Origin of the sequence: Anaerocolumna sp. AGMB13020 (genome assembly GCF_033100115.1) — a bacterium.
Taxonomy (GTDB): Bacteria; Bacillota; Clostridia; order Lachnospirales; family Lachnospiraceae; genus Anaerocolumna.
Map to the genome: position 1 here is coordinate 4,803,187 of NZ_CP136910.1, position 22,320 is coordinate 4,825,506.

Here is a 22,320-nt window from a genome sequence, read left to right on the forward strand (position 1 = left end):
AGAGTGTCATTACTAATTAAGAAAGGCCATGTACTTGACCCTTCCACCAACACCGATGGAATACGAGATATTCTGGTGGAAGACGGAATTATTAAAGAAATCAGTGAACAAATCAATGTTCAGGCGGATAAAGTTATCATGGCGGAAGGTTTGTTTGTAATGCCAGGTTTTATCGATCTGCATGTTCATTTAAGGGAACCGGGCTTTGAATACAAGGAAACCATAAGAACAGGAGCAATGTCTGCAGCGAGAGGTGGATTTACTACTATCTGCCCCATGCCCAATACAAAACCTGCCATTGACACCAGGGATATGGTGGAGTGGGTTAATCAAAAAGCCAAAGAGGAAGCAATAGTTCATATACTTCCTATTGGTGCCGTAACCCTTGGTCAGGCAGGAGATCAACTGGCAGATATAAAAGGGATGAAAGAAGCCGGTGCGGCAGCTATCAGTGAAGACGGTAAATCTGTTATGAACATAACAGTATACAAGCAGGGAATGCTGGCTGCAAAAGAGGCTGGAATACCAGTATTTGCACATTGTGAAGAGAAGGACCTGGCAGGCAGAGGGGTTATAAACGCCGGAAGTAAAGCCAGGGAGCTTGAGCTTCCCGGTATCACCAATGGAGTCGAAGACATTATTGCCATAAGGGACATTCTGTTGGCAAAAGAAACAGGAGCCAGGCTGCACTTATGTCATTGTTCCACCAGGGACAGTGTAGCTTTTCTGAAATGGGCGAAAGAAGAAGGCCTTCCGGTTACCGGAGAAGTGTGTCCTCATCATTTTACCCTTGCGGATGAAGATATTCCGGGTAATGACAGTAATTATAAAATGAATCCTCCTTTAAGAAGCAGAGAAGATGTCGCTGCTTTGAAGGATGCTCTTAAACAGGGAATTCTGGATGTTATTGCGACAGATCATGCACCACATAGCAAAGAGGAGAAAGAAAAGTCTTTCCTGGATTCGCCTTTTGGAATTGTGGGGCTTGATACAGCATTTGCACTCTCCTATACAGAATTGGTAGAGAGTGGTATCCTCACACCTTTGGAACTGGTTCGTAAACTTACAGTTAACCCGGCTAGTGTCTTGGGAATGGAGAAAGGAAGCTTAAGTACCGGAAAGGCTGCAGACCTTGTAATAGCGGATACCAGCAGCTGGTATGCAATTGATAAAGAAGAGTTTCTGTCACTGGGCAAGAATACCCCCTTTCAGGGAAGAAAAGTGAAGGGCAGAATTAAATATACACTGGTAGACGGTAAGATAGTTTACCAAGATTAAATAAACATTGCGGAGGCAGATATGATAAACCAGCTAATAGAGAAGATTCAGAAAACCCAGGCCCCTATTGTTGTAGGATTAGACCCCATGCTGGATTATATCCCGGAACAGGTTAAGAGCCAGGCCTACAAAGAAAAAGGTGAGACGCTGGAAGGAGCAGCAGAAGCTATCTGGCAGTTTAACAAAGGAATAGTGGATGCAACATATGATTTGATTCCTGCAGTAAAACCTCAGATTGCCATGTATGAGCAATTTGGTATTGAAGGTATGATAGCTTATAAGAAAACCATTGATTACTGCAAGGAAAAAGGACTGGTAGTTATCGGTGATATCAAACGAGGCGATATTGGTTCCACCTCTGCTGCCTATGCTGTGGGACATCTTGGAAAGGTAAAGGTAGGGAATAATACTTACAGTGGCTTCAATGAGGATTTTGCTACGGTAAATCCTTATCTTGGCTCAGATGGAGTCGACCCCTTTATTGAGGTGTGCAAGGAAGAAAATAAAGGTCTGTTTATATTGGTTAAGACCTCAAATCCCTCTAGCGGAGAATTCCAGGACAAGCAGGTTGATGGAAGACCTCTATATGAACTGGTAGGTGAAAAAGTAGATCAGTGGGGAAGTACGCATATGGGAAACAACTACAGTTATATAGGTGCCGTAGTTGGGGCTACTTATCCGGAAATGGGGAAAATACTCCGAAAGCTTATGCCAAAGACCTATATTTTGGTTCCAGGTTATGGAGCCCAGGGTGGTAAAGCGGAGGATCTGATTCACTACTTTAATGCAGATGGACTTGGAGCTATCGTAAATTCCTCAAGAGGAATTATTGCTGCTTATAAGCAGAAGGGGTATGAGAAATTCGGTGCTGAGAACTTTGCAGATGCTTCCAGACAAGCGGTAATCGATATGAAAGAAGATATTAATGCCGCATTGATAAAAGGTGGAGTTATAAAATAAGAAAAGTTGATAACTGTAAGAAGACAGAATAATTAAAGCAGAAGCTTCCATATACTCGTCAGTCATGGGATGACAGGAGTAATTGGAAGCTTCTGCTTTAATTTCTATCTTTATTATATATTATAAGGAATTAATAGCATCCCTAAGCTGGTTTAACGCTTTTAAAAGTGTTGATTTCGGGCAGGCCAGATTAAAACGTTGAAAGCCTTTTCCCTCAGGACCGAACATGGTACCTCCATCCAGCCAAAGTCCGGCTTTCTCGGTTATAAAGTCCTCTAAGTCGGCTTCCTCCATACCAAGTTCGTTAAAATCTACCCAGAACAGGTAGGTACCTTCTGTATCAATCACCTTCAGAACAGGAATTTCCTTTTCAATAAATTCTCTGGCTGTAAGGATATTATCGTAAATATACGCTTTAAGCTCCTCTAACCATTCTTCCCCATACTGGTAAGCAGCTTTGCAGGCAATAAGCCCCATGGTGTTTAACTGGCTGTAGCCGGACTTATTGATTTCTGCTTTGAATTTTTTCTTAAGAGAAGGATTGGGTATAAATACGTTGGAAACCTGTAAACCTGCCAGGTTAAAGGTCTTGCTGGGTGCAGTGCAGGTGACTGAAATATTAGCATATTCCTCTTTGACAGAGGCAAATGCAGTATGACAGTGTCCAGGATGAATAAAATCCGCATGAATCTCATCGGAAACTACTAAAACACCATGTTTAACACAGATATCGCCCAAGAGGGTAAGCTCCTTTTCTGTCAGCACTCTGCCCACTGGGTTGTGAGGATTGCATAATATAAACAATTTAACCTGATTGTCAATGATCTTACCTTCGAAATCTTCATAGTCAATACTATAAGTGCCATTCTCATAGATAAGAGGATTATTTATGAGCTTTCGATTATTGCTTAAGATAGCCTCAGAGAAAGGATAATAAACCGGTCTCTGTATCAGAATAGAATCACCTTCTTTGGTGAGTGAGCGTACTGCCATCGCTATGGCAAATACGACACCGGGAGTTTTCACAAGCCATTTTCTCTCAATGCTCCAGTTATAATGGGAAGCAAACCAGCTTTTCAGAACCTGAAAGTAATCCTCCTTAACATCAGAATATCCAAAGATTCCATGTCTTGCAGCATCTATCAGGGCTTCGGTTACCTCGGGGGGAGTGGAAAAATCCATATCCGCAACCCACATAGGCAGCAGATTCTCTCTTTTTCCACGCTCTTTTGCAAAATCATATTTTAAAGAATTCGTATTCCTGCGGTCAATTAATTGGTCAAAATCGTATGGCATAAGCTATTTTCTCCTCATGGTATAATGGTAAAAATGCATTCTTGTGAACGGTCTAAGAATTATTAAAATGGAATCAATAGTATCGCTCTTCAATTCATACAGCGAAAGCATTATTTAAATCCTGTATCAGATCCTGAACATTCTCCAGCCCTACGGACATACGAAGCAAGCAGCCGTTAATACCTCTTGCTATACGTTCCTCCATGGGAACATCTGCATGGGTCTGGATCATAGGGTAGGTTATCAGGGTTTCAGTACCGCCAAGACTCTCGGCAAAAAGTATTACGGATACCCGTTCAAGAATCTGTTTTGCCGTAGCTTCTGAGTCCACCTCAAAGCTGATCATAGAGCCGAAACCGGTGGTTTGCCTGATTGAGGTTTCATAGCCGGGATGATCTTTCAGGCCAATGTAAAATACCTTTTTGACTTTAGCATGACCTTCAAGGAATTGTGCTAACTCAAGGGCATTTTGAGATTGGCGGTCCATTCTCACGGCAAGAGTTTTGATTCCTCTAATCATCAACCAGCTGTCAAAAGGAGAGAGACAGGCACCGGTTGTCTTATAGATAAAACGAAGCTGTTCAGATAAGTCAGCCCGGTTTGTGACCAAAAAGCCGGAAAGGGTATCATTGTGTCCGCTTAAATACTTTGTACCGCTGTGAATTACAATATCTGCACCCAGTGTTAAAGGACGCTGGTAATAAGGCGTCAGGAAAGTATTGTCTACAATCAATAGCAGATTGTTTTCTTTGGCAATTTTAGAAACAGCCTGGATATCCGTTACCTGCATCATGGGATTAGTAGGTGTTTCAAGGTAAATAGCTTTGGTTTCCTTCCGAATGAGAGAACGTAGCTTTGTAAGATCAGAGGTATCCAGGTAATCAAAGGTCAGCCCATTTTTCTTGTTGATATGTTCAAACAGACGTATGGTTCCACCGTATAGATCTTCTGATGCAATAATGTGGTCACCAATGGAGAAGAGTTCCATCAAGGCAGTCTCAGCAGCCATACCGGTACTAAAGGCAATGGCATCAATCCCGTCTTCCAGATTGGCAATGATTTTCTCCAGGTGTTCTCTGGTAGGATTCTGAAGTCGGGAATAATCATAACCCGTACTCTGTCCGACTCCTGGATGAGCAAAGGTAGCTGCTTGATAGATGGGGATGGTTACCGCACCGGTAACTTGTGTTTTGTCAATTGCTCCATGTATGCAGCGGGTAGTAAAATCCATTTTGTGACCTCCTGAGTATTTATTCTGATGCGGCTGATAGAAAGGCTGGCAGTTGGAATTTTGGTTTTAAGCCTGCCAAGGGGGGGGTCTATAAGCAGCTATAAAATTATTTCATATTTAAATCTGTGTATAAAAAAAACCCGCCTTCCAATAAGAAGACGAGCATAGCCCGTGATACCACTTCAATTCATCTATGCCTCACAGCAAAAGAACTTATTAAGTACGACATCTGCCATCGAGGGAGATATTTATACTTCTTTGCTGTAACAGGCAAACCTGTCGCGGCCTAAGCGTTATAACGGTTCGGCGCGCCGCTCCTGAGCCATATTCTGCAAATCCAACCTGCTTTTTTACACCAGCCAAAAGCTCTCTGTTAGGTATTGTTTTACATACTCTCTCATTCCTAGCGTTTTGCTATGAAATTGATTTGAGTATAGCAGACAACAAAGTATTTGTCAATGTGAAAATCTCTTAGCAGAATAAAATAAATTTTAATAAATAACCCAACCTGCTCTTGAGCCTGCTGTTAGTAGGCTTAAGCACAGATTGGGTTATTTTAATGTCTATGTGTTTTAGATTTCTCTGGTTGCTTCTTTTAACCAGAGATTCTCCTCGTCAGTCAGATAAGGAGACAGTTTTTCATAAACTTCTTTGTGATAGCGATTCAGACTGTCTATTTCTTTGCTGGTCATATAAACAGTATCCACAGCCTCCAGATCAATAGGGGCAAAGGTAAGATGCTCGAAATACATGAACTGACCATATTCGTTTTTAACGCCTTTATGGCAGATCAATTCGTTTTCTGTACGGATACCATGGCTTCCTTCAATATAAACACCGGGTTCATCTGTAGTAACCATACCTTCTTCCAGAACACAGCCGTCATCTCTTTCAGGTACCTTTTTCCAACGGAAACCGTTAGGAGCTTCATGGACATTCAGGAGATATCCCACACCATGACCGGTACCGCATTTATAATCCAGATCCATGTCCCAGATGGGGCCTCTTGCAAGAATATCTAAGTTCAGACCGATACAGCCATGAAGAAATCTGGCATCAGAAAGGTTAAGCATACTTCTTAGAACAGCTGTAAAATGCTTTTTGATCTCATGGCTGATTTCTCCAAGAACAATGGTTCTGGTTATATCGGTGGTACCCTCATAATATTGACCACCGGAGTCAACTAAGAGAATTCCTTCCGGTTTTAATACCGCATGACTTTCTTCTGTAGCTTTATAGTGCATCATGGCAGCATTTGCGTTGTAAGCGCTGATGGTGTCAAAGCTTAAATCAATGCAGCCATCCTGCTCACGTCTTTTAGCTTCCAGGAAATCACTGGCGCTGACTTCGGTGATTTCTGTCTTGCCAATGTTCTGTTTTAACCAATAGATAAACTTGGTTACGGCAACACCGTCTTTAATATGAGCCTTACGCAAATTCTCAAGCTCGACGGGATTCTTAATCGCTTTAAACAATACCGTAGGATTTGGGGCATCAATAATAGCAGCATCAGTGCCGAGGTTTTTATAAATTGCGTAATTGACTTTTGCTGTATCCAATAAGATCTTTTCAGTTTTAGGCAAGGTTTTAACGAATTCATAAATTTCAAAATAATCCTTTATCTCTACGCCGGCGTTTTCAAGTTCCTTTTTGATTTCTGCTGAAAGTTTACGTTCATCCAGAAAAAGATAAGCTTTCTCACTGTCAATGACTGCATAGGAGAGTACTACGGGATTATAAGCGATATCACCGCCCCGGATATTGAACAGCCAGGCGATATCATCCAGTGAGGTTATGATGTGATACTTAGCCTGCTTTTTCTGCATTTCAATTCTTACCGCTTCCAGTTTTAAAACAGTGGATTTACCGGAGTATTTTTCCTCTAACAGAAAAGCAGGGGTTGTAGGCAGGGATGGGCGGTCAGTCCAAATCTCATCTACCAGATCTTTTTCATAGGAAATTGAAATTTTCCTGGAAGATAACTTTTCACTTAAACGAAGACCAAGTCGGGCATTAACGACTCTGCCGTCAAAACCTAAAACATCTCCTTCTTTTAAGGAATCAACGAGGAACTCTTCCAGCGTTGGAACGCCTTCTTCGCCCATTTTATAAAGAGTTATACCGGAGTCAGCCAGTTCTCTTGCAGCCTGGATGAAATATCTTCCGTCGGTCCAAAGACCTGCGGTTTCCAGAGTAACCACTACACTTCCTGCTGAGCCGGTAAAACCGGATAAATATTTTCTTGACTTAAAGTAATCTCCTACATACTCTGATTCATGAAAATCAGAAGTGGGAAGCAGATAAGCCTGAATGCCGTTCTTTGCCATTAGGGCTCTTAAATGCTGTAATCTTTCTTTTACCATAGAATAGCCTCCTGTTATTACATTTTTTCAGGTTCGCCGTATTCTTCTCCGAATAATTCAACGGTTACTTTTTTCATAACCTGAGGAGTTAAGGGTCTGTCGGAATAGTCGGTTCTTTCATCAGCAATTGCATTTACAACCTCAAGTCCTTCTGTTACCTTACCGAAAGCCGCGTAGGAGCCGTCCAGATGAGGGCTGTCCTTATGCATGATGAAGAACTGGGAACCTGCTGAGTTAGGCATCTGGGATCTTGCCATGGAAATAACACCTGCAGAATGCTTTAAATTATTTTCAAATTGGTTGTATGAAAATTCTCCTTTAATAGAATATCCGGGACCACCCATGCCGGTTCCTTCCGGATCGCCGCCCTGAATCATAAAACCACGGATAACTCTGTGGAAGATCAGCCCGTCATAATAGTTTTTCTGAACTAAAGATATAAAGTTCTTAACTGTATTTGGAGCGATATCAGGATATAACTCCAGTTTGATAAGACCGCCATTTTCCATTTCAATTGTTACGATAGGATTTTTTTCTGCCATTTTATATACCCTTTCTGTAATCTGATATTTACAAAAAATAATTATATCATAGTTTAAATGGGGTGTCTAATGAAAATAAACCATCCTCTATCCAGTATAAGGATCCGGATTAACTTTATGGTGACCGGATAACTGTTTGGTAATTCAAATTAATCGTAAAACTATAAAAAAAGATTAGAGGAAGCACAAGTAATTAATTATAATGGTTGACAAATTCTATAAACAATAATAATATATGTTTATAGTAATGGCAAATGGTAAAACAAGATAAGGCCAAAAGAAAAAGGTGGACTCATCCGAAGCAAAGGAAGTTAACAAGATACATCCTCAATCTGTCACAGATATTGTGTGAAGTGTAAGAAGGAATAATACAAGATTTGTGTGCTACAGGTACTTGTGGTAGGCACAGATCATCGGATAGGAAAACGAGTGGGTATTTTAGGAAAAGTTACAATTTGAAGATGTTTCGTGAGAAAGGATTTGATTATGGAAGGTAAAAATAAGGATTTCAATATAAATGAAATGAAGCAGGGGTATTCTTACTTGGAAGAAGAGGGCAAATATACCTGCAGTTATTGTCAAAAGGAGTTTTACAAGGGTGAGGTATATCCTATCGGTGAACGTTTTTATGAGGCACAAAAAGGAGCTATGCTTCATGTACACATGGAGCATGGAAAACCTTTTGAGCTTCTTTTGCAGTCAGACAGCAAGTATCTGACTTTGACCGATAATCAGAAGCAGATATTAACCCTGTTAGAAGCAGGGCTTAGTGATAACGAAATTGCGAAACAGCTGGGGGTTACACCCTCTACCGTAAGACACCAGAAATTTATGTTCCGGGAAAAAGCAAAGCAGGCAAAAATGTTTCTGGCAGTATACGAGCTGGCGCAGGAACATAATACGGGCGGAGACAGGCTGGTCCCAATTCACTCAAAGGCAAAAATGGTGGATGACAGATACATTACGACGGAAGAGGAAAAAGAGAAGATACTGGAAACTGCCTTCTCCTCGCTTAATCCTTTGAAGTTAAAGCATTTTCCGGCCAAAGAAAAGAAAAAAATCGTCATACTAAAAAAGATAACCGAATCCTTTTCCGTAGGCAAACGTTATAAGGAAAAAGAGCTTAATCAGATTCTAAAAGAGATCTATGACGACTACCCTACTCTTAGGAGATACATGATAGAATACGGTTTTATGGGCAGAACCGATGACTGCAGGGAATATTGGTTAACGCAGGGATAATTTTATAATGAAGGCTGTTTTGAGAGAATTTCACCACAAAGGAAGGAATACCAAATCAGAAATTATTACAGGAATGAAAGGGGATAACATGGAAGATAAAATAAATAATAAATTAGAAATACCGGATAATTACAGGGAGATTATTAGTCAGTTCCTGGATGAGAAGCAGAGAATCAAAACATGGCCGGCTAAAAAGGATCGTAAGATTGCAGTTCTTTATTACCTCAGTGAAAAGTTTGAAGAAGAAGTTAAGTATACGGAAAAAGAAGTCAATGAGATTATTAAGAAGTGGCATACCTTTGAAGATTTTTTCCTGCTTCGCAGAGGACTTGTGGATATGAAATTTTTATTAAGGGCAAGGGATGGAAGTGTTTACTGGAAAGAAAAATAACATGAAATAGTGGATTAAATATTCTCGTAAAAATGGTACTTGTGCTTATATTTGATTTCGTATATAATGTATGGGATTAAAAAATGGCACAGATGGGAGAAAACCATGGCAATTCAGAAACGAGCCCTAATAACATCCCAGGTGCAGATAGCACCTGGGATATTCAGTATGTGGTTAAAGGATGCAGAAATTGTGGCACAGGCGAAGCCCGGACAATTCTTATCCCTGTATTGTAACAATGAGGACAGGCTGCTTCCAAGGCCTATAAGCATCTGCGAGATCAATGCAGCAGAAGGCTCACTGCGGTTAGTTTACCGTGTGGCAGGGAAAGGCACGGAAGAGTTTTCTGCGCTTAAAAAGGGGGATACCCTTCAGGTATTGGGACCACTTGGCAATGGATTTCCCTTGGAGAAGAAGAAAGCCATTTTAATTGGAGGCGGAATTGGTATTCCTCCCATGCTAGAGCTGGCGAAACAGCTGGATTGCGAGAAAAGCATTGTCTTAGGATATCGGGATGTTACCTTTATGAATGATAATTTTCAGCCTTATGGAGAAGTATATCTGTCAACAGAGGATGGCAGCGATGGAGTAAAAGGCAATGTAATTGATGCCATCAGACGATATGGCTTAAAAGCTGACATTATTTATGCCTGCGGGCCAACGCCTATGTTAAAAGGGGTCAAAGCCTATGCAGAAGAACAAGGCATTGAATGCTATTTATCTCTGGAAGAAAGAATGGCCTGCGGAATCGGAGCATGCCTTGCCTGTGTTTGTAAGACAAAAGAAAAGGATCATCATACCAATGTGCAGAATACACGAATCTGCAAAGAGGGACCGGTATTTGCAAGCAGTGAAATTGAATTGTAGCATGTGTTGCGGCACACAGATGGGAGATAATTATGTCAGATACAAAAGTAATCATAGCAGGTGTGGAATGGAAGAATCCCGTAACCACGGCCTCAGGTACCTTTGGCTCAGGAATGGAATTTGCTGATTTTGTTGATTTGAATAAACTGGGAGCGGTAACAACAAAAGGTGTATCTTATGAACCCTGGACCGGCAATCCGGTACCCAGAATTGCAGAGACTGGCAGCGGAATGCTCAATGCCATCGGACTTCAGAATCCTGGTGTTGAGATGTTCATAAAAAGAGACCTTCCTTTTTTGAAACAATATGATACCAAGGTAATCGTTAATGTTTGCGGTAAAACCACAGAGGATTATATCAAAGTTGTGGAAAGGCTTGGTGACAGTGAGGTTGATATGCTGGAAATCAACATCTCCTGCCCGAATGTCAAAGAAGGCGGAATTGCTTTTGGACAGAATTGTCTTGCTGTGGAGGACATTACAAAGGAAGTTAAGAAATATGCCAAACAGCCTGTAATAATGAAGCTAAGCCCCAATGTTACGGATATCAGGGAAATGGCCAAAGCAGCAGAAGCAGGCGGTGCAGATGCCCTTTCATTAATTAACACCTTAACGGGAACCAAAGTTGACATTTATAAAAGAAAGTTCGTATTAGCCAATGAAACCGGTGGTTTGTCCGGACCTGCAGTTAAGCCTGTAGCCCTGCGAATGGTAAATCAGGTTGCAAGAACCGTTAAGATACCGGTTATTGGAATGGGTGGAATAATGAATAGTGAGGATGCTATTGAATTTCTTATGGCAGGTGCAACAGCTGTTGCAGTCGGTACAGCTAATTTCAGAAATCCTACAGCTACGGTAGAGGTTATAGAGGGAATCCATGAATTCCTGAATCAGCAGGGAATTTCCGAGGTAAAGGAAATCATAGGTTGTCTTAACAGATAAGTTTAGGTTTAAGAAATATTAAACTATTTTTTGGCCGTCGCTGGCGGCGGAATGGAGGATAAATGGAAAAGTATAAACAGGAATTTATAGAGTTTATGGTAGACTGTGGTGTATTAAAATTCGGTGATTTTACAACAAAAAGCGGACGTAAGACCCCCTTTTTTATTAACGCAGGCTTTTATCGTACCGGTTCACAGTTAAGAAAATTAGGAGAGTATTACGCAAAAGCTATTGAAGCAGCTTTTGGACTTGATTTCGATGTTCTCTTTGGACCTGCCTACAAGGGAATACCTCTGAGTGTGGCAGCCTCTATGGCAATCAGTGAATTCTATCATACGGACATTCGCTATTGTTCCAACCGAAAGGAAGTAAAAGACCACGGAGATACAGGAATACTGCTTGGAAGCCCTATCTATGATAAGGACAAAGTCATCATAATTGAAGATGTTACCACCGCAGGTACTTCTATAGGTGAAACAATGCCTATATTAAAAGCGCAAGGTGAGGTATCTGTATTGGGCCTGGTAGTTTCGGTGGATCGTATGGAAAGAGGCCAAGGTGAGAAGAGTGCTCTTTCTGAAATTGAGGAAGTGTATGGTATCAAAACAACTTCTATTGTAACCATGGAAGAAGTAGTTGAACATTTATACAATAAGCCTTATAATGGAAATATCATAATAGATGATGCTCTAAAAAATGCGATTGATGCATATTATAAGCAATATGGAGCCAGCTGTTAAGTAATGTAAGTATAAGAGAAAGGGCTGCAACAGGCAGCGGTCAGGAGTCGGATATGAGTGAAAAAATCTATACTACCATGAAATCAGTAGGTGTAGGAAATATTGTAATAGGAATTCTTCTCATAGTCACTGGTATTACCAGCGGTGTCCTAGTGATTGTTAACGGCAGCAGATTACTAAGGAAAAAATCAGAGATTCTATTTTAAATGAACAGAGACTAAAAGCATAAGTACTCAGATGCACTCTGGAAAGACCTCCATGGCACAGAAGCCTTTGGGAGGTCTTTTTTTAAAAATTTCTAAAAAGCACTTTACATTTACAAAAATTTCATTTATTATTAAGAATATCTTAAGTTCTATTTTTCATTTTTTCTATTTTAATCATAAGAATTCCTTCAAGCGAGGTGGTAGATAATATGAGTTGATGAAGCGGTTGTATTTTGGCATACCGTTTAATTTATATGCCATAAAATAAAGTTATTTTGTTCAGCAATATTGAGAGCCGGCTTACGACATCCAGGGTATGAAGGGTATCAGCGAACAGGGATAAATCCTGATAGGCAAGAAAGAGGTCGGTTGAAAACCAAAAAGACTGCGAATGGAGGTTAACATGAAAATTGCTTTTTGGAGCAGTGCCAAGGGGAGTAATGGTGTGACCAGTAATTTGGCCTGTGTCAGTATTGCTATGGTCTTTGAGAAATCGGTTAAAACCATATTGTTAGAAAATCATTATCAGAAAAAAACACTGGCAGATATGCTTATTCACAGGCAAGAGAAACGGAAGAACAGAAATACTCTTAACGTTAGCAGATATAAAGGCCTTGAGCATGTAATCAATCAATTGTCAAAAAACAGGTACAACAGATATTTTAATTATACAGCTGTGGATGCGGAGGAAAAACCGGACAACCAGCTTTGGGTGTTAAGAGATTCAATAGGTGGACACACCTACCTTACATTAAAAGAAGATGAAAAGCTAATAAAAGAAGCTTCTTTCGAAATTCTGATTAATTCTTTATACTATCTCCCAATTGGGAATCAAATCAATGAGTTTGTCTTTGACTATATCCTAAATGAAAATATTCTGAAAATTCTATGGGCAAGTGAGATTTTTGCAGGTTATACCTTTATTGACACTTCTAACATTAATCATATGAGTTCTAAGATCATATTGGATAAAGCAGACCTCGTAGTGGTAAATCTGATACAGGAAGATGATCTACTCGACCAGTTCTTTCGAAATTATTCTTCTTTACTTTCAAAGAGTATTATTCTGTTAAGTGAGTTTCACTACAATTCTCTAAAATCAGATACACTTCCGGGAAAATATCCTATTCATACTTCAAAAATTATCCCTATTCCCTATAACATGGAATATCATCAGGCCATACAGCAAGGTACAATCGTAGAATTTATGACACGTAATTACGGCTGTAAGAAAGACAACCCCAATTATGAGTTTATCAGGGCAGTAAAACGGGTGGTATTTGTAATTCACGAAGAATTAGATAACAGAAAGAAAGGATTAGTGAATGAGTAAAAGATTAAAAAGGCCACTTACCGGAAAGGAAATCACAAAACGCGTTGCTGCAGGACTTTTATGTGTGATATTGCCTGCAGGTATCTTTACCGGATATTTAAAAGTGAAGAGTATTTATGAACACCGGATTGAAATAATGTCGGAGGTTTTACAGCAGAATACGGTAACAGTATATGAAGCAACTGCTGAGATCAAAGCCGGAGACATAATAACCGGAACCACGGTGACGGCTGTGAAGACTTTATCAGGGCAGGATATGAGTTATTTTATGACTGAAACGGATATAGGACATAAAGCACTTATAGATATCCCGGCTGGGACACATATTCTTAAGAATATGATAACAGATGAAGTTATGGGCGATAGTAAGAGGGAGGTGGAGCTGTCTCTTAATCTGGCAGGGGAGAATATAAAAGAAGGGGATTATGCTGACCTTCGTCTGCGTTATCCAAACGGTGAAGATTATATTGTTATCAGCAAGAGCTGTATCAGCCGGATTGACACGGAGAAAGGATATCTATATCTGAACCTGTCACCGGATGAAATACATCTGATATCTTCTGCTTTTGTAGATTGTTTTCTAAAGGCAGGTACTTATTTATACACCACAAAATATATTGCGGCCTCTTATCAGAAGCCCTCTTTTGTTACCTATACTCCTAACCAGGATGTGCTAAATCTGATACGGCAAGATCCCAATGTATTGGAAGCAGCCAGAGATTACCTGTTTGAAGGAAAGCGTACAGGTCTGGAAGAAAGGCTGGAAACCTATTATGAAAATTATCGCAGTACCCAGGATAAAGCAACTGATAAGGAGATATATAACAACGAAGCTGCAGACGCTTACCAGTACATAACAGGGAAAGAGAGCGCTTCTGATGGAATAGAGTATCTGGAGGAAGTCAGTGGAGGAGAGGAGTATCAGGTAGGGGACAGTTATGAGGTAGAGTATGCAGAATGAAAAGAAAATTTTAGGGTTTGCAGGAATCTACAGCTATGACCTGATATTTTATCTGGCTGTATTTTTAAGTGCTCTGGATAAAAAGGTATTGCTTGTGGATAATGCGCCTTATAAAGCATTGAGTGATTGTATGCCAATACCAAAAGGAATGGAAGAAGATATACTGTCCTGCTCTGAAAGACTTGAACTGTGCAAAGACACAGAGATTGAAAGCGTATATGACGAGTATGACTATATACTGATAGATTTTGGGATGAATCTAAACCATAAAGATATCCTGCATAGTGATTACCGTTTCCTGGTTACAGACACACGAATACATAATCTTAACGCCTTAAAGGCATTTAGCAAAAATAATCAGGACTATTACCTGCTGGTCAGAGATATAGTGAAAGGAATAAATGAAACGTACCTGCCTATGTTATTGGAACACAAAGGACTTCGGGGGAAGAAGAACTACTATTTATATCTGAATGAAACAGACATTGAAGCTGGTAGTGTATTGCAGTATTACCACAGTTTTAATTATAAGAAACTCTCTCCGGAGATTAAGCTGCTGCTAAAAGAGCTCCTCTTTGAAATAAGAATTACAGATCTCAAAGCGATAAAGGAAGCCACAAAGAAAATAAGAAAAGGAGGGATTTGATGCATGTGGTTTTTTGGAGCCCGGTAACCGGTCAGACGGGCACAACCTCTTCTTTGGCAGCTATAGCCCTGTCGGCAGTATATCAAAGTAAGAAAAGGGTGCTGCTGACACAGACACATTATGGTAGCAGAGAGTTGGAAGAGCTTCTCCTTGGCAGCAATCAGAGAGAAGAAATATATCAGAATATCGGCTTAGATTCTTTGATAAGGCTTATCAGGACTCATAGCCAGACTCTTGGAACTGAAGCAGTACAGATTATGAAGGATTATATTATGAGTCTTGGCAAAGGAGGAATTGATTTGTTATGCGGTACCAGAAAGCCTGAGGAAACGGAACAGGAGGAGCTGTTAAAATATCTGCCCTTTATTTATAGCAGATTAGAGGAAGAATATGATTTAATACTCACAGATACATCCTTTGGAAATAACAGACTATCACAGCAGCTGTGGATGGAAGCAGATATACTTGCTGTGACATTGAATCAGAATGTATCCATCATAAGGAGTACCCTTAAGGAATATCAATTTCCGCTGGAAAAGACAATCTTTATTCTTAATAATTATCATCGCGATTCTGCATATAACCTGAGAAATCTTGAAAAACAATATAAAGAATTGAAAGGCAGACTGTATGCTATTCCACATTTGACTGCTTTTATGGATGCAGTTTCTGACAGGGATTTAATAGATTTTTATTTAAAGAATATGTCCATAAGTAAGCAAGGGGAAAGAGAAGCTTTCTTTCTTAGGGTTATAAAACTGACAGAAGTGTTACTTAAGGAGCGGGGCAGGGGAGGTAAGGGGGATGTTATTTAACTTTTTTATTATCCTTTTGTTGCTCACGGGAGTGGTTGGATTTGCAGCACTAAGCCTGGAACCAATCAGAAAAGAAGATAAGAAACCTGATCGTTATGCGATTGAAGAAATTATAACAACAGTAGATCATGTATTTGCAAAAATTCTTGATAAAGATTACAGGAGCTTAAATCTTAACCAGAAAGAAACGATGAAGCGGGAAAATATTAAGAAGCATATAAAACAGTGTCTTAAGAAATCCGCGGAGGGTGACAAGGAAGCGAAGGAATATATTAAGGACTATATCAAAGAAATTCTTCTGCATAAAGTTATGCTGAACGAAGAGAACATAGAGAAGGTCATTCCTTTTCAGTGTGCTGATAAGCTGACAGAGCAGGATAAATTTGAAATCCTACTGCAGCAGTATGAGAAAGAATACAAAAAAGACGGATTTCAAAAATTTCTGGAAAAGAATCGCCTGGATACAGCTTATACCATTACTGCCCTAGATTTGGAAAAGGCATATTTTAAAGAGATGATCTACCTGTCTTTTGAGGATAAGATTGAGATTATAGCGCAGAGGGTGTATCAGCAGTACAGAGGTTTTGGCATAATTGACAGGTTGAGGGAGATGAAAATCGATGGTGTATCAGCAGGTATTTCAGCAGGTAATCTGTTAGAAAATATAGAGGGAACGGCAGCAGGATTCCAGGTAGAAGAGCTGCCTGTTAAGGAAATAGGAGATAAAGATAAGTATAATCCCAGTATAAAAGAAGAGGAGAGCCTGCTTGATGTATGGATTTTCTATAAAGGAAGAACCATTAGACTTGATTTTCTGCGTTTTCCATCGGAAAAAGAACTTATACGGGTTTGCAAAAGTATATACCGGCATAATAATCCAGGCTACTTAAGCGAAACCAGAGGTTATCTGGTAAATGATATGAAGGATGGCTCCAGGGTAGTAGTATTCCGACCGCCCATAGCTGTAAGCTGGGCATTCTTTGTTCGAAAACATGACAATATAATTGTTATGGATATAAGGAAGGTCATCAGAGAGGAAGGCTCTGATCAGGTAATTGAACTTCTTAAGTGGATGGTCAAAGGTTGCCTTTCCATTGCCATAACAGGAGAAATGGGTAGCGGTAAAACGACCTTGTTAAAACTACTGATACAGTATATTGATGAGAGCTACCCAATTCGTGTCTTTGAGCAGGTATATGAGCTTAATCTAACGAAAGCCTATCCCAAACGTAACATACTGTCATTAAGAGATAGCCCGGAAGTTTCAGGACAGGAAATACTAAATGTTATGAAGAAAACAGACGGATCAGTTCTTATATTAGGTGAAGTAGCATCTCACGAAACGGCCAACTACCTCATAGAAATTTCTCAAATATCGAAAATGACCCTGTTTTCTCATCATGCGGAGACTACGCAAGATTTGATATCTTATTTTAAAATCTCACAGCTTAAGGAGGGAGGGTTTCACAAGGAAGAATTAGCAGAATATCAGGCAGCCAATGCCATAAATATTGACATTCATCTGGAGAACAAAAATGGTCACCGCTATATTTCAAGAATTACTGAGATAATCCCTTATTACAAGAAGGACTTACCTGGCGGTCTGGTAGAAGCAACTCAGGAATATTATAAAAGAAGGACAAGTCCGGTGACATATGAAACAAGAGATATCCTGTCCTTTGTAGAAGGTAAGTATGTCCTGGGGCAGGACTTTTCCGATAAAAGCCAGGAGCATATTTTTTATCATCTGTCGGATTCAGAAGGGCAGGAATACAGAGAATTTATGAAGGGAGGAGGTTTGACACAGAATGGATAATCTTATTATGATTCGTATAGCTGCAGGGCTTTTAGGTATCTTTGTACCGATTATGCTTTTTCTGTTATTTCTACTGAGAAAGCAAATGGAATATAGGGAGACCTACAGCATCTTTCTGAAAGATAAAAAAGTCGACAGGGATTATTGGTATGTGCTTTATGATCTGTTAAGCAGAGTAATCTTAATTAGAGTTTATTTAAAAAGCCTTACGGGAAGATACGCTATTCTCTATCCTGGTGAAGAAAGACTGATAGAGAAAAAGGCCATTAAATTAGCAGTTAAGCTCTGGTACATCGATATTGCTATTGTAACTATCGTGTTTCTCTTTGGAGAAAGCTGGTATTATCTTTGGTTAGCCATATTTTATTTATATGTTGCAGGTAATGGTATTGTATTCTGGGAAGAGGGAAGAGAGAGAGAAAAGCTGCTGGAACAATTTGATATATTTCTTTGCGAGGTAAGTGAAAATTATCAAAGTCACGAAATACTGGATGAAGCTGTTTATGAAGCAATGCAGGATACAGATAAACCTCTGAAACTCCATGCAGGCTGTATTTTAGATATACTTACTTCTTCTGAAAGTGACAGGAAGAAAGAGGCGTATCTTAGCTGTGTTCCAGACAAATTCATAAAAACCTTTCTGGCACTTTGTCTGATAATCAATACATATGGAGATACAAAGACGGCGGAAGGAAGGTCACTGTTTCTGGCAAATATTGCTCACTTAAGACAGGAAATCCATTTGGAGGTATTAAAACGAAGTAAAATTCAATACCTTTTCTCCGGTCTTACTTTTGTAACGGTACTTCCTGTACTGTTCTTAAAAGCTATTGAGAAATGGGCTGTTAACAGTTTACCGCAGTTGATTAATTTTTACAGTGGAACAGCGGGAATTCTATTAATGGCAGTAATATTTCTCATTACCTTCTTTTCGTATCAACTGTTGCTGACTCTCCGAGAAGAAAGAAAACCTTCTCAAAGGGAGGCAGTTTTATTGGAAGCTTTAGAGAAACAAGAAAATATCAGACAGATGCTTGATTCATACCAATATAGATATTATGGAAAGCTGCTAAATAAACAAGAATTTTTAAAGCTGCATGGTGAGAAGCTGGGAGTAAGACAGTTTATCTTAAAGAGCATGCTTTTCAGTATTGCAGGTTTTCTAATCTGTATCTTATTATCCTTTGGTATTCATAATGCTAACAGAAAATTGGAGCTGACCAGGAGTATTAATTATTCAGACAGTACCATATCCGAGGAGAAAGGGAGGACTTTGTCCTCGGAGGTAATAAATATTACCCATAGATCTCTTGGAAGAAATATTACGCTTGAGGAAATTTTGAAGGTTATTAAGAAAGAGGAGAAAATTAAAGAAAAATCCCTTCAAAGAATAGCTGCTGAAGACATTTATGCAAGACTGAAGGCCATTAAAAATGAGTATTTTAAGTGGTATGAGCTTCTTGCAGCATTTCTTGCAGCTTGGGGGTCTTATTATATTCCAAGTTTAAGATTGTTACTGCTAAAGAAGGTAAGGCAGAGAGATATGGAGGATGAAGTATTTTCCTTTCAATCCATAATTGTGATTCTTCGTAATATTAAGAGAGCTGATACAGACATTGTCATAGAATGGATGGAAGAATTTTCGTATATCTTTCAAAGTTCTATAAGAGAATGCAGCAGAAACCTGTGCATGGACGAAAGACAAGCTCTTGAGGAATTAAAGGAGAAAGAACCTTTCAGACCTTTCTGTAAAATTGTAGATGGATTACAAAGCAGCGATAAGCTGGGACTTTACAAAGCTTTTGAGGATGTGGAACAGGAAAGGAATAACTATATTAATAAAAGGGCTTTAGACAACGAAATCAGCATACAGGATAAAACTATTCTGGGTAGGACCATTGCTTTTGTACCCTTTGTTCTGACGGTGGGTTTGTATCTGATTCTTCCTTTTGTAGCAGAAGGACTTAGAATGTATAAGGTCTATATGGAGCAGATAAATGGGATTGGGGGGTAGATTTCTGTGTTAATGCGTTAAGTGTTAAAATTCGGGGGTACGGAAGGGGGACGGCAAATTGTATAAAAAGAAAAACTAATGCTTCGATTACAAGGTATAAGAAGTCCTAATTCTCTGGATATTTTGGGCTTGACATATGATAAAGCAGATAACTCGCTTCGCTCAGACAACAATCTGCTTTATCATATAGCGCAAAATATCCAGAGAAAAGGGCTTCTAATACCTTTTCATAGGCGCATTCGTTCTTTCTTTTTATACAATTTGCCTGACATCCTATGGAAATAAGACTTTTGAAAATAAAAAATAGAAGCAAAAATAAAAAATAAAAAAGGAGAAATTAAAATGGAAAATGCATTAAAAGGTTTAATACTGGCGGCAGGAGTGATAATTACATGTTTAGTGGTAGGCTTGGGATTTTACATAAGCAGGGAGGCTAATGCAGCTGCAACAAATGGAACGGGGCAGATCAGCCGTATGAACAAGGAGTTTGCCGAATCAGATAAGGTTATGTATGACGGATTGGATGTTACTGGCAGTGAGGTTATCAATGCAATTAATAAATTTAAAAATGAAGACATTGCTGTTAAGGTTACAACAAAGAAATCGGTTGTTTACTATAATCGTCTGCTGTCTGACACAGACAGTAAAATTGGAGAAGTGAGTTCTGCCTCTGTTAAAGACACACAGACAATTACCAGCAATTTTTACATCAATCAGAAAGCCCAGTTTACAGGTGCTATATTAAGGGATGCGAATTCCACTATTATAGGGATTTCCTTTATACAGAAGTAACCATGGAACAGGTAGATAAATTTCTTACCATGGGAGTAAATGTAATTTTATTCTGTATGGCCGTCAGTTTATTATTGTTAGGTTCTGAGAATTTTAACAGCAGCATTCGGCTGCTAAAAGCTTCTGTGTTTCGGCAGAATGTTATCAGGGAGCAGGAACTTTGGGATACATCGGCAAACAACCGTAAGTTAACAGCTACAAAAGGAGAAATTATCGGGTCTTTGCTTGACGGCATGGAGGTTACTCTGATAATAGACGGAACTGCCTGCACAAAGGATATTTTTCAGCCGGAGGATTTCGATTACACGATAATCAAAGAAGGAGTTTACCTTAAGGAATATAGACTGGATGATAATGGGTACATTACAGAGATAATCTATACCCACATGGAAGAATAGGACAGGAGGCAGTTGAATGGACGCTTTTGGAAAAGTAGCTGCTATATTTGCAGGAGTTATATTATTGTTCATAGCACCGCTGATCTATATGGCTCAGAAACAGGATTCTATCAGTCAGCTGTATGTAACCCAGGAAACCATACGCCTAACAGACAATATAAGAATGTCAGGAGTATTAACACAGAATATGTTTAATGACTACATTAAACGAATAGATAAAACCGGGAATCTGTATGCTGTAGAGATTTTACATGCACATAAAAGAGTTGCACCTGTTTATGATGAAATCACAGACACGGTACTGGAAAATGTTAATAGTTATTTTTATAATACCTATGAAGAAGAAATTTATCAGGCCTTTGATGAAGGAAAAGATTATTATTTCGCACAGGGCGATTACATATCCATTAAGGTTGAAAATCGTAATAAGACCATGGCAGGAAGAGTAACTTCTTATCTTTCCAGAGGAAATAGCAGTGACGTTTCTATAATGGTCACTTATGGGGGAATGATTCGAGATGAAACTGAGTGATCTTTGCCTGGTATTTTTTGTAGTTGAAATAATAGTGTTCACGGTGCTGGATATTCGTTTTGAACAGCTGGAGGCTATGGCTGAGATAACCAATGCTTATAATACGGCTCTGGATAATGCAGTGGATGACGGATGTTTCTATTTGGTAGAAGTAGACAGCAGCCGTAATCTTTATACTAATAAGGAAGCGGCAGTGGAGCAGTTCTTCTCCTCTTTATATGCTAACCTCGGAGTTATGGGGCAGTCTTTTCAGGAAGAAAAGCTTAGCAGGTACATACCTGTAATATTGGTTACAGACAGAGACGGATTTTATATATACTATACTGCAGCTATTTTATCAGGCGGTGAGAAAAGACTTGATAAAAGATGGAGTGAGAAGCTTCATTATGTATATGAGGATGACCGTTATGTTATAAAGTTTACGCTGGGAAATGAGATCATATTGTTTGAGAAAGAATCCATGGAAATATGGGAGGGAGAGTATAGGGATATCAGAGAATTGACTGAATGCAGTTTCTTAGAGGAAGAGGAAGTATTTGAAACAATACGAAGAAAAACTATTATACAGTCAATCAGTAAGAATATGAACCTTTATATCAATTATTACAACAGTATTGCTTCAGATTTTGGCATAACTTATGAATTCTGGCTGCCTGAGATCGATAGAACAGATTGGGACAGAACAATAGATGATGTAAGTCTTTTTGTACTATTTCAGGGTTATCCATATGATGCTGCCGCGCTTGATACCTATAACCGCTATGTTTTTGGCGGAGCAAGGATAGCAAAATCTAAGGTATATTATATTAATGTGAAACTGGAAAAAAAGTTTTATCACAGTGAGAATTGCGAGGAGGTATTAATCGATAAGGGAATACCCTATTATACAAAAGAGGAATGCGCTAAAGAGGGGGCTTTCCCCTGCAATAAGTGCATTCCATAATAGAGAACTATTT

22 protein-coding genes and 1 other annotated feature are annotated in these 22,320 nt (G+C 39.3%); of the genes, 18 read left to right on the forward strand and 4 right to left on the reverse strand.

The window, feature by feature from the left end; genetic code table 11:
* Window positions 1-3 precede the first annotated feature (3 nt).
* Both R2R35_RS20200 and pyrF read left to right on the forward strand, forming a co-directional pair.
* Window positions 4-1,278 (forward strand): dihydroorotase, encoded by a 1,275-nt coding sequence (locus R2R35_RS20200; protein WP_317731627.1) that lies wholly within the window; start codon window positions 4-6, stop codon window positions 1,276-1,278.
* 21 nt (window positions 1,279-1,299) lie between these two features.
* The gene (gene pyrF / locus R2R35_RS20205; protein ID WP_317731628.1) at window positions 1,300-2,238 is read left to right on the forward strand and encodes an orotidine-5'-phosphate decarboxylase; all 939 of its coding nucleotides are present in this window, start codon (window positions 1,300-1,302) and stop codon (window positions 2,236-2,238) included.
* Window positions 2,239-2,358: 120 nt separating this feature from the next.
* On the opposite strand, the gene R2R35_RS20210 is transcribed toward pyrF, so the two are convergent.
* From R2R35_RS20210 to R2R35_RS20225, 4 genes are all read right to left on the reverse strand, one after another.
* The gene (locus tag R2R35_RS20210) at window positions 2,359-3,534 is read right to left on the reverse strand and encodes a MalY/PatB family protein (protein WP_317731629.1); all 1,176 of its coding nucleotides are present in this window, start codon (window positions 3,532-3,534) and stop codon (window positions 2,359-2,361) included.
* A 94-nt stretch (window positions 3,535-3,628) separates the two neighbouring features.
* Window positions 3,629-4,765 (reverse strand): trans-sulfuration enzyme family protein, encoded by a 1,137-nt coding sequence (locus tag R2R35_RS20215; RefSeq protein WP_317731630.1) that lies wholly within the window; start codon window positions 4,763-4,765, stop codon window positions 3,629-3,631.
* A 151-nt stretch (window positions 4,766-4,916) separates the two neighbouring features.
* Window positions 4,917-5,179: a binding site (T-box leader), on the reverse strand.
* 158 nt (window positions 5,180-5,337) lie between these two features.
* Window positions 5,338-7,128, reverse strand: coding sequence for an aminopeptidase P family protein (locus tag R2R35_RS20220; RefSeq protein WP_317731632.1), 1,791 nt, complete (start codon window positions 7,126-7,128; stop codon window positions 5,338-5,340).
* A gap of 17 nt (window positions 7,129-7,145) precedes the next feature.
* A complete protein-coding gene (locus tag R2R35_RS20225; protein ID WP_317731633.1) occupies window positions 7,146-7,670 on the reverse strand; it encodes a peptidylprolyl isomerase in 525 nt (174 codons plus the stop codon).
* 486 nt (window positions 7,671-8,156) lie between these two features.
* On the opposite strand from R2R35_RS20225, the gene R2R35_RS20230 reads away from it, so the two are divergent.
* From R2R35_RS20230 to R2R35_RS20305, 16 genes are all read left to right on the forward strand, one after another.
* Window positions 8,157-8,912, forward strand: a complete 756-nt coding sequence (locus R2R35_RS20230) for a DUF2087 domain-containing protein (RefSeq protein WP_317731634.1) — start codon at window positions 8,157-8,159, stop codon at window positions 8,910-8,912.
* Window positions 8,913-8,931: 19 nt separating this feature from the next.
* A complete protein-coding gene (locus tag R2R35_RS20235) occupies window positions 8,932-9,303 on the forward strand; it encodes a DUF2087 domain-containing protein (protein ID WP_317731635.1) in 372 nt (123 codons plus the stop codon).
* A gap of 105 nt (window positions 9,304-9,408) precedes the next feature.
* Complete coding sequence (locus R2R35_RS20240) at window positions 9,409-10,170, forward strand: dihydroorotate dehydrogenase electron transfer subunit (protein ID WP_317731636.1); 762 nt, start codon at window positions 9,409-9,411, stop codon at window positions 10,168-10,170.
* A 32-nt stretch (window positions 10,171-10,202) separates the two neighbouring features.
* Window positions 10,203-11,111 (forward strand): dihydroorotate dehydrogenase, encoded by a 909-nt coding sequence (locus tag R2R35_RS20245; RefSeq protein ID WP_317731637.1) that lies wholly within the window; start codon window positions 10,203-10,205, stop codon window positions 11,109-11,111.
* Between the two features lie 62 nt (window positions 11,112-11,173).
* Window positions 11,174-11,851 carry an orotate phosphoribosyltransferase gene (gene pyrE / locus R2R35_RS20250; RefSeq protein WP_317731638.1) on the forward strand — a complete coding sequence of 226 codons (678 nt, stop codon included), beginning with the start codon at window positions 11,174-11,176 and terminating at the stop codon, window positions 11,849-11,851.
* A 53-nt stretch (window positions 11,852-11,904) separates the two neighbouring features.
* Window positions 11,905-12,057 (forward strand): hypothetical protein, encoded by a 153-nt coding sequence (locus R2R35_RS20255; RefSeq protein WP_033167850.1) that lies wholly within the window; start codon window positions 11,905-11,907, stop codon window positions 12,055-12,057.
* 403 nt (window positions 12,058-12,460) lie between these two features.
* Window positions 12,461-13,390, forward strand: coding sequence for a hypothetical protein (locus tag R2R35_RS20260; RefSeq protein WP_317731639.1), 930 nt, complete (start codon window positions 12,461-12,463; stop codon window positions 13,388-13,390).
* Entirely contained in the window at window positions 13,383-14,351 is a 969-nt protein-coding gene (locus R2R35_RS20265; protein ID WP_317731640.1) for a hypothetical protein, read from the forward strand. The genes R2R35_RS20260 and R2R35_RS20265 overlap by 8 nt, the downstream gene beginning before the upstream one ends.
* Complete coding sequence (locus tag R2R35_RS20270; RefSeq protein WP_317731641.1) at window positions 14,341-14,997, forward strand: hypothetical protein; 657 nt, start codon at window positions 14,341-14,343, stop codon at window positions 14,995-14,997. The genes R2R35_RS20265 and R2R35_RS20270 overlap by 11 nt, the downstream gene beginning before the upstream one ends.
* Window positions 14,997-15,812 (forward strand): hypothetical protein, encoded by an 816-nt coding sequence (locus tag R2R35_RS20275; protein ID WP_317731643.1) that lies wholly within the window; start codon window positions 14,997-14,999, stop codon window positions 15,810-15,812. Before R2R35_RS20270 ends, R2R35_RS20275 begins: the two co-directional genes overlap by 1 nt.
* On the forward strand, window positions 15,802-17,628 hold the full coding sequence (locus tag R2R35_RS20280; protein WP_317731644.1) for an ATPase, T2SS/T4P/T4SS family: 1,827 nt from the start codon (window positions 15,802-15,804) through the stop codon (window positions 17,626-17,628). The genes R2R35_RS20275 and R2R35_RS20280 overlap by 11 nt, the downstream gene beginning before the upstream one ends.
* Window positions 17,621-19,642 (forward strand): hypothetical protein, encoded by a 2,022-nt coding sequence (locus R2R35_RS20285; RefSeq protein WP_317731645.1) that lies wholly within the window; start codon window positions 17,621-17,623, stop codon window positions 19,640-19,642. The genes R2R35_RS20280 and R2R35_RS20285 overlap by 8 nt, the downstream gene beginning before the upstream one ends.
* Window positions 19,643-19,984: 342 nt before the next feature.
* Window positions 19,985-20,434 carry a hypothetical protein gene (locus tag R2R35_RS20290; RefSeq protein ID WP_317731647.1) on the forward strand — a complete coding sequence of 150 codons (450 nt, stop codon included), beginning with the start codon at window positions 19,985-19,987 and terminating at the stop codon, window positions 20,432-20,434.
* Between the two features lie 2 nt (window positions 20,435-20,436).
* Window positions 20,437-20,832, forward strand: a complete 396-nt coding sequence (locus tag R2R35_RS20295) for a hypothetical protein (protein WP_317731649.1) — start codon at window positions 20,437-20,439, stop codon at window positions 20,830-20,832.
* A 16-nt stretch (window positions 20,833-20,848) separates the two neighbouring features.
* Window positions 20,849-21,364: a hypothetical protein gene (locus R2R35_RS20300; RefSeq protein ID WP_317731651.1), complete on the forward strand. Its 516-nt coding sequence runs from the start codon at window positions 20,849-20,851 to the stop codon at window positions 21,362-21,364.
* Window positions 21,351-22,307: a hypothetical protein gene (locus R2R35_RS20305; protein ID WP_317731652.1), complete on the forward strand. Its 957-nt coding sequence runs from the start codon at window positions 21,351-21,353 to the stop codon at window positions 22,305-22,307. Before R2R35_RS20300 ends, R2R35_RS20305 begins: the two co-directional genes overlap by 14 nt.
* The last annotated feature ends 13 nt before the right edge of the window (window positions 22,308-22,320 follow it).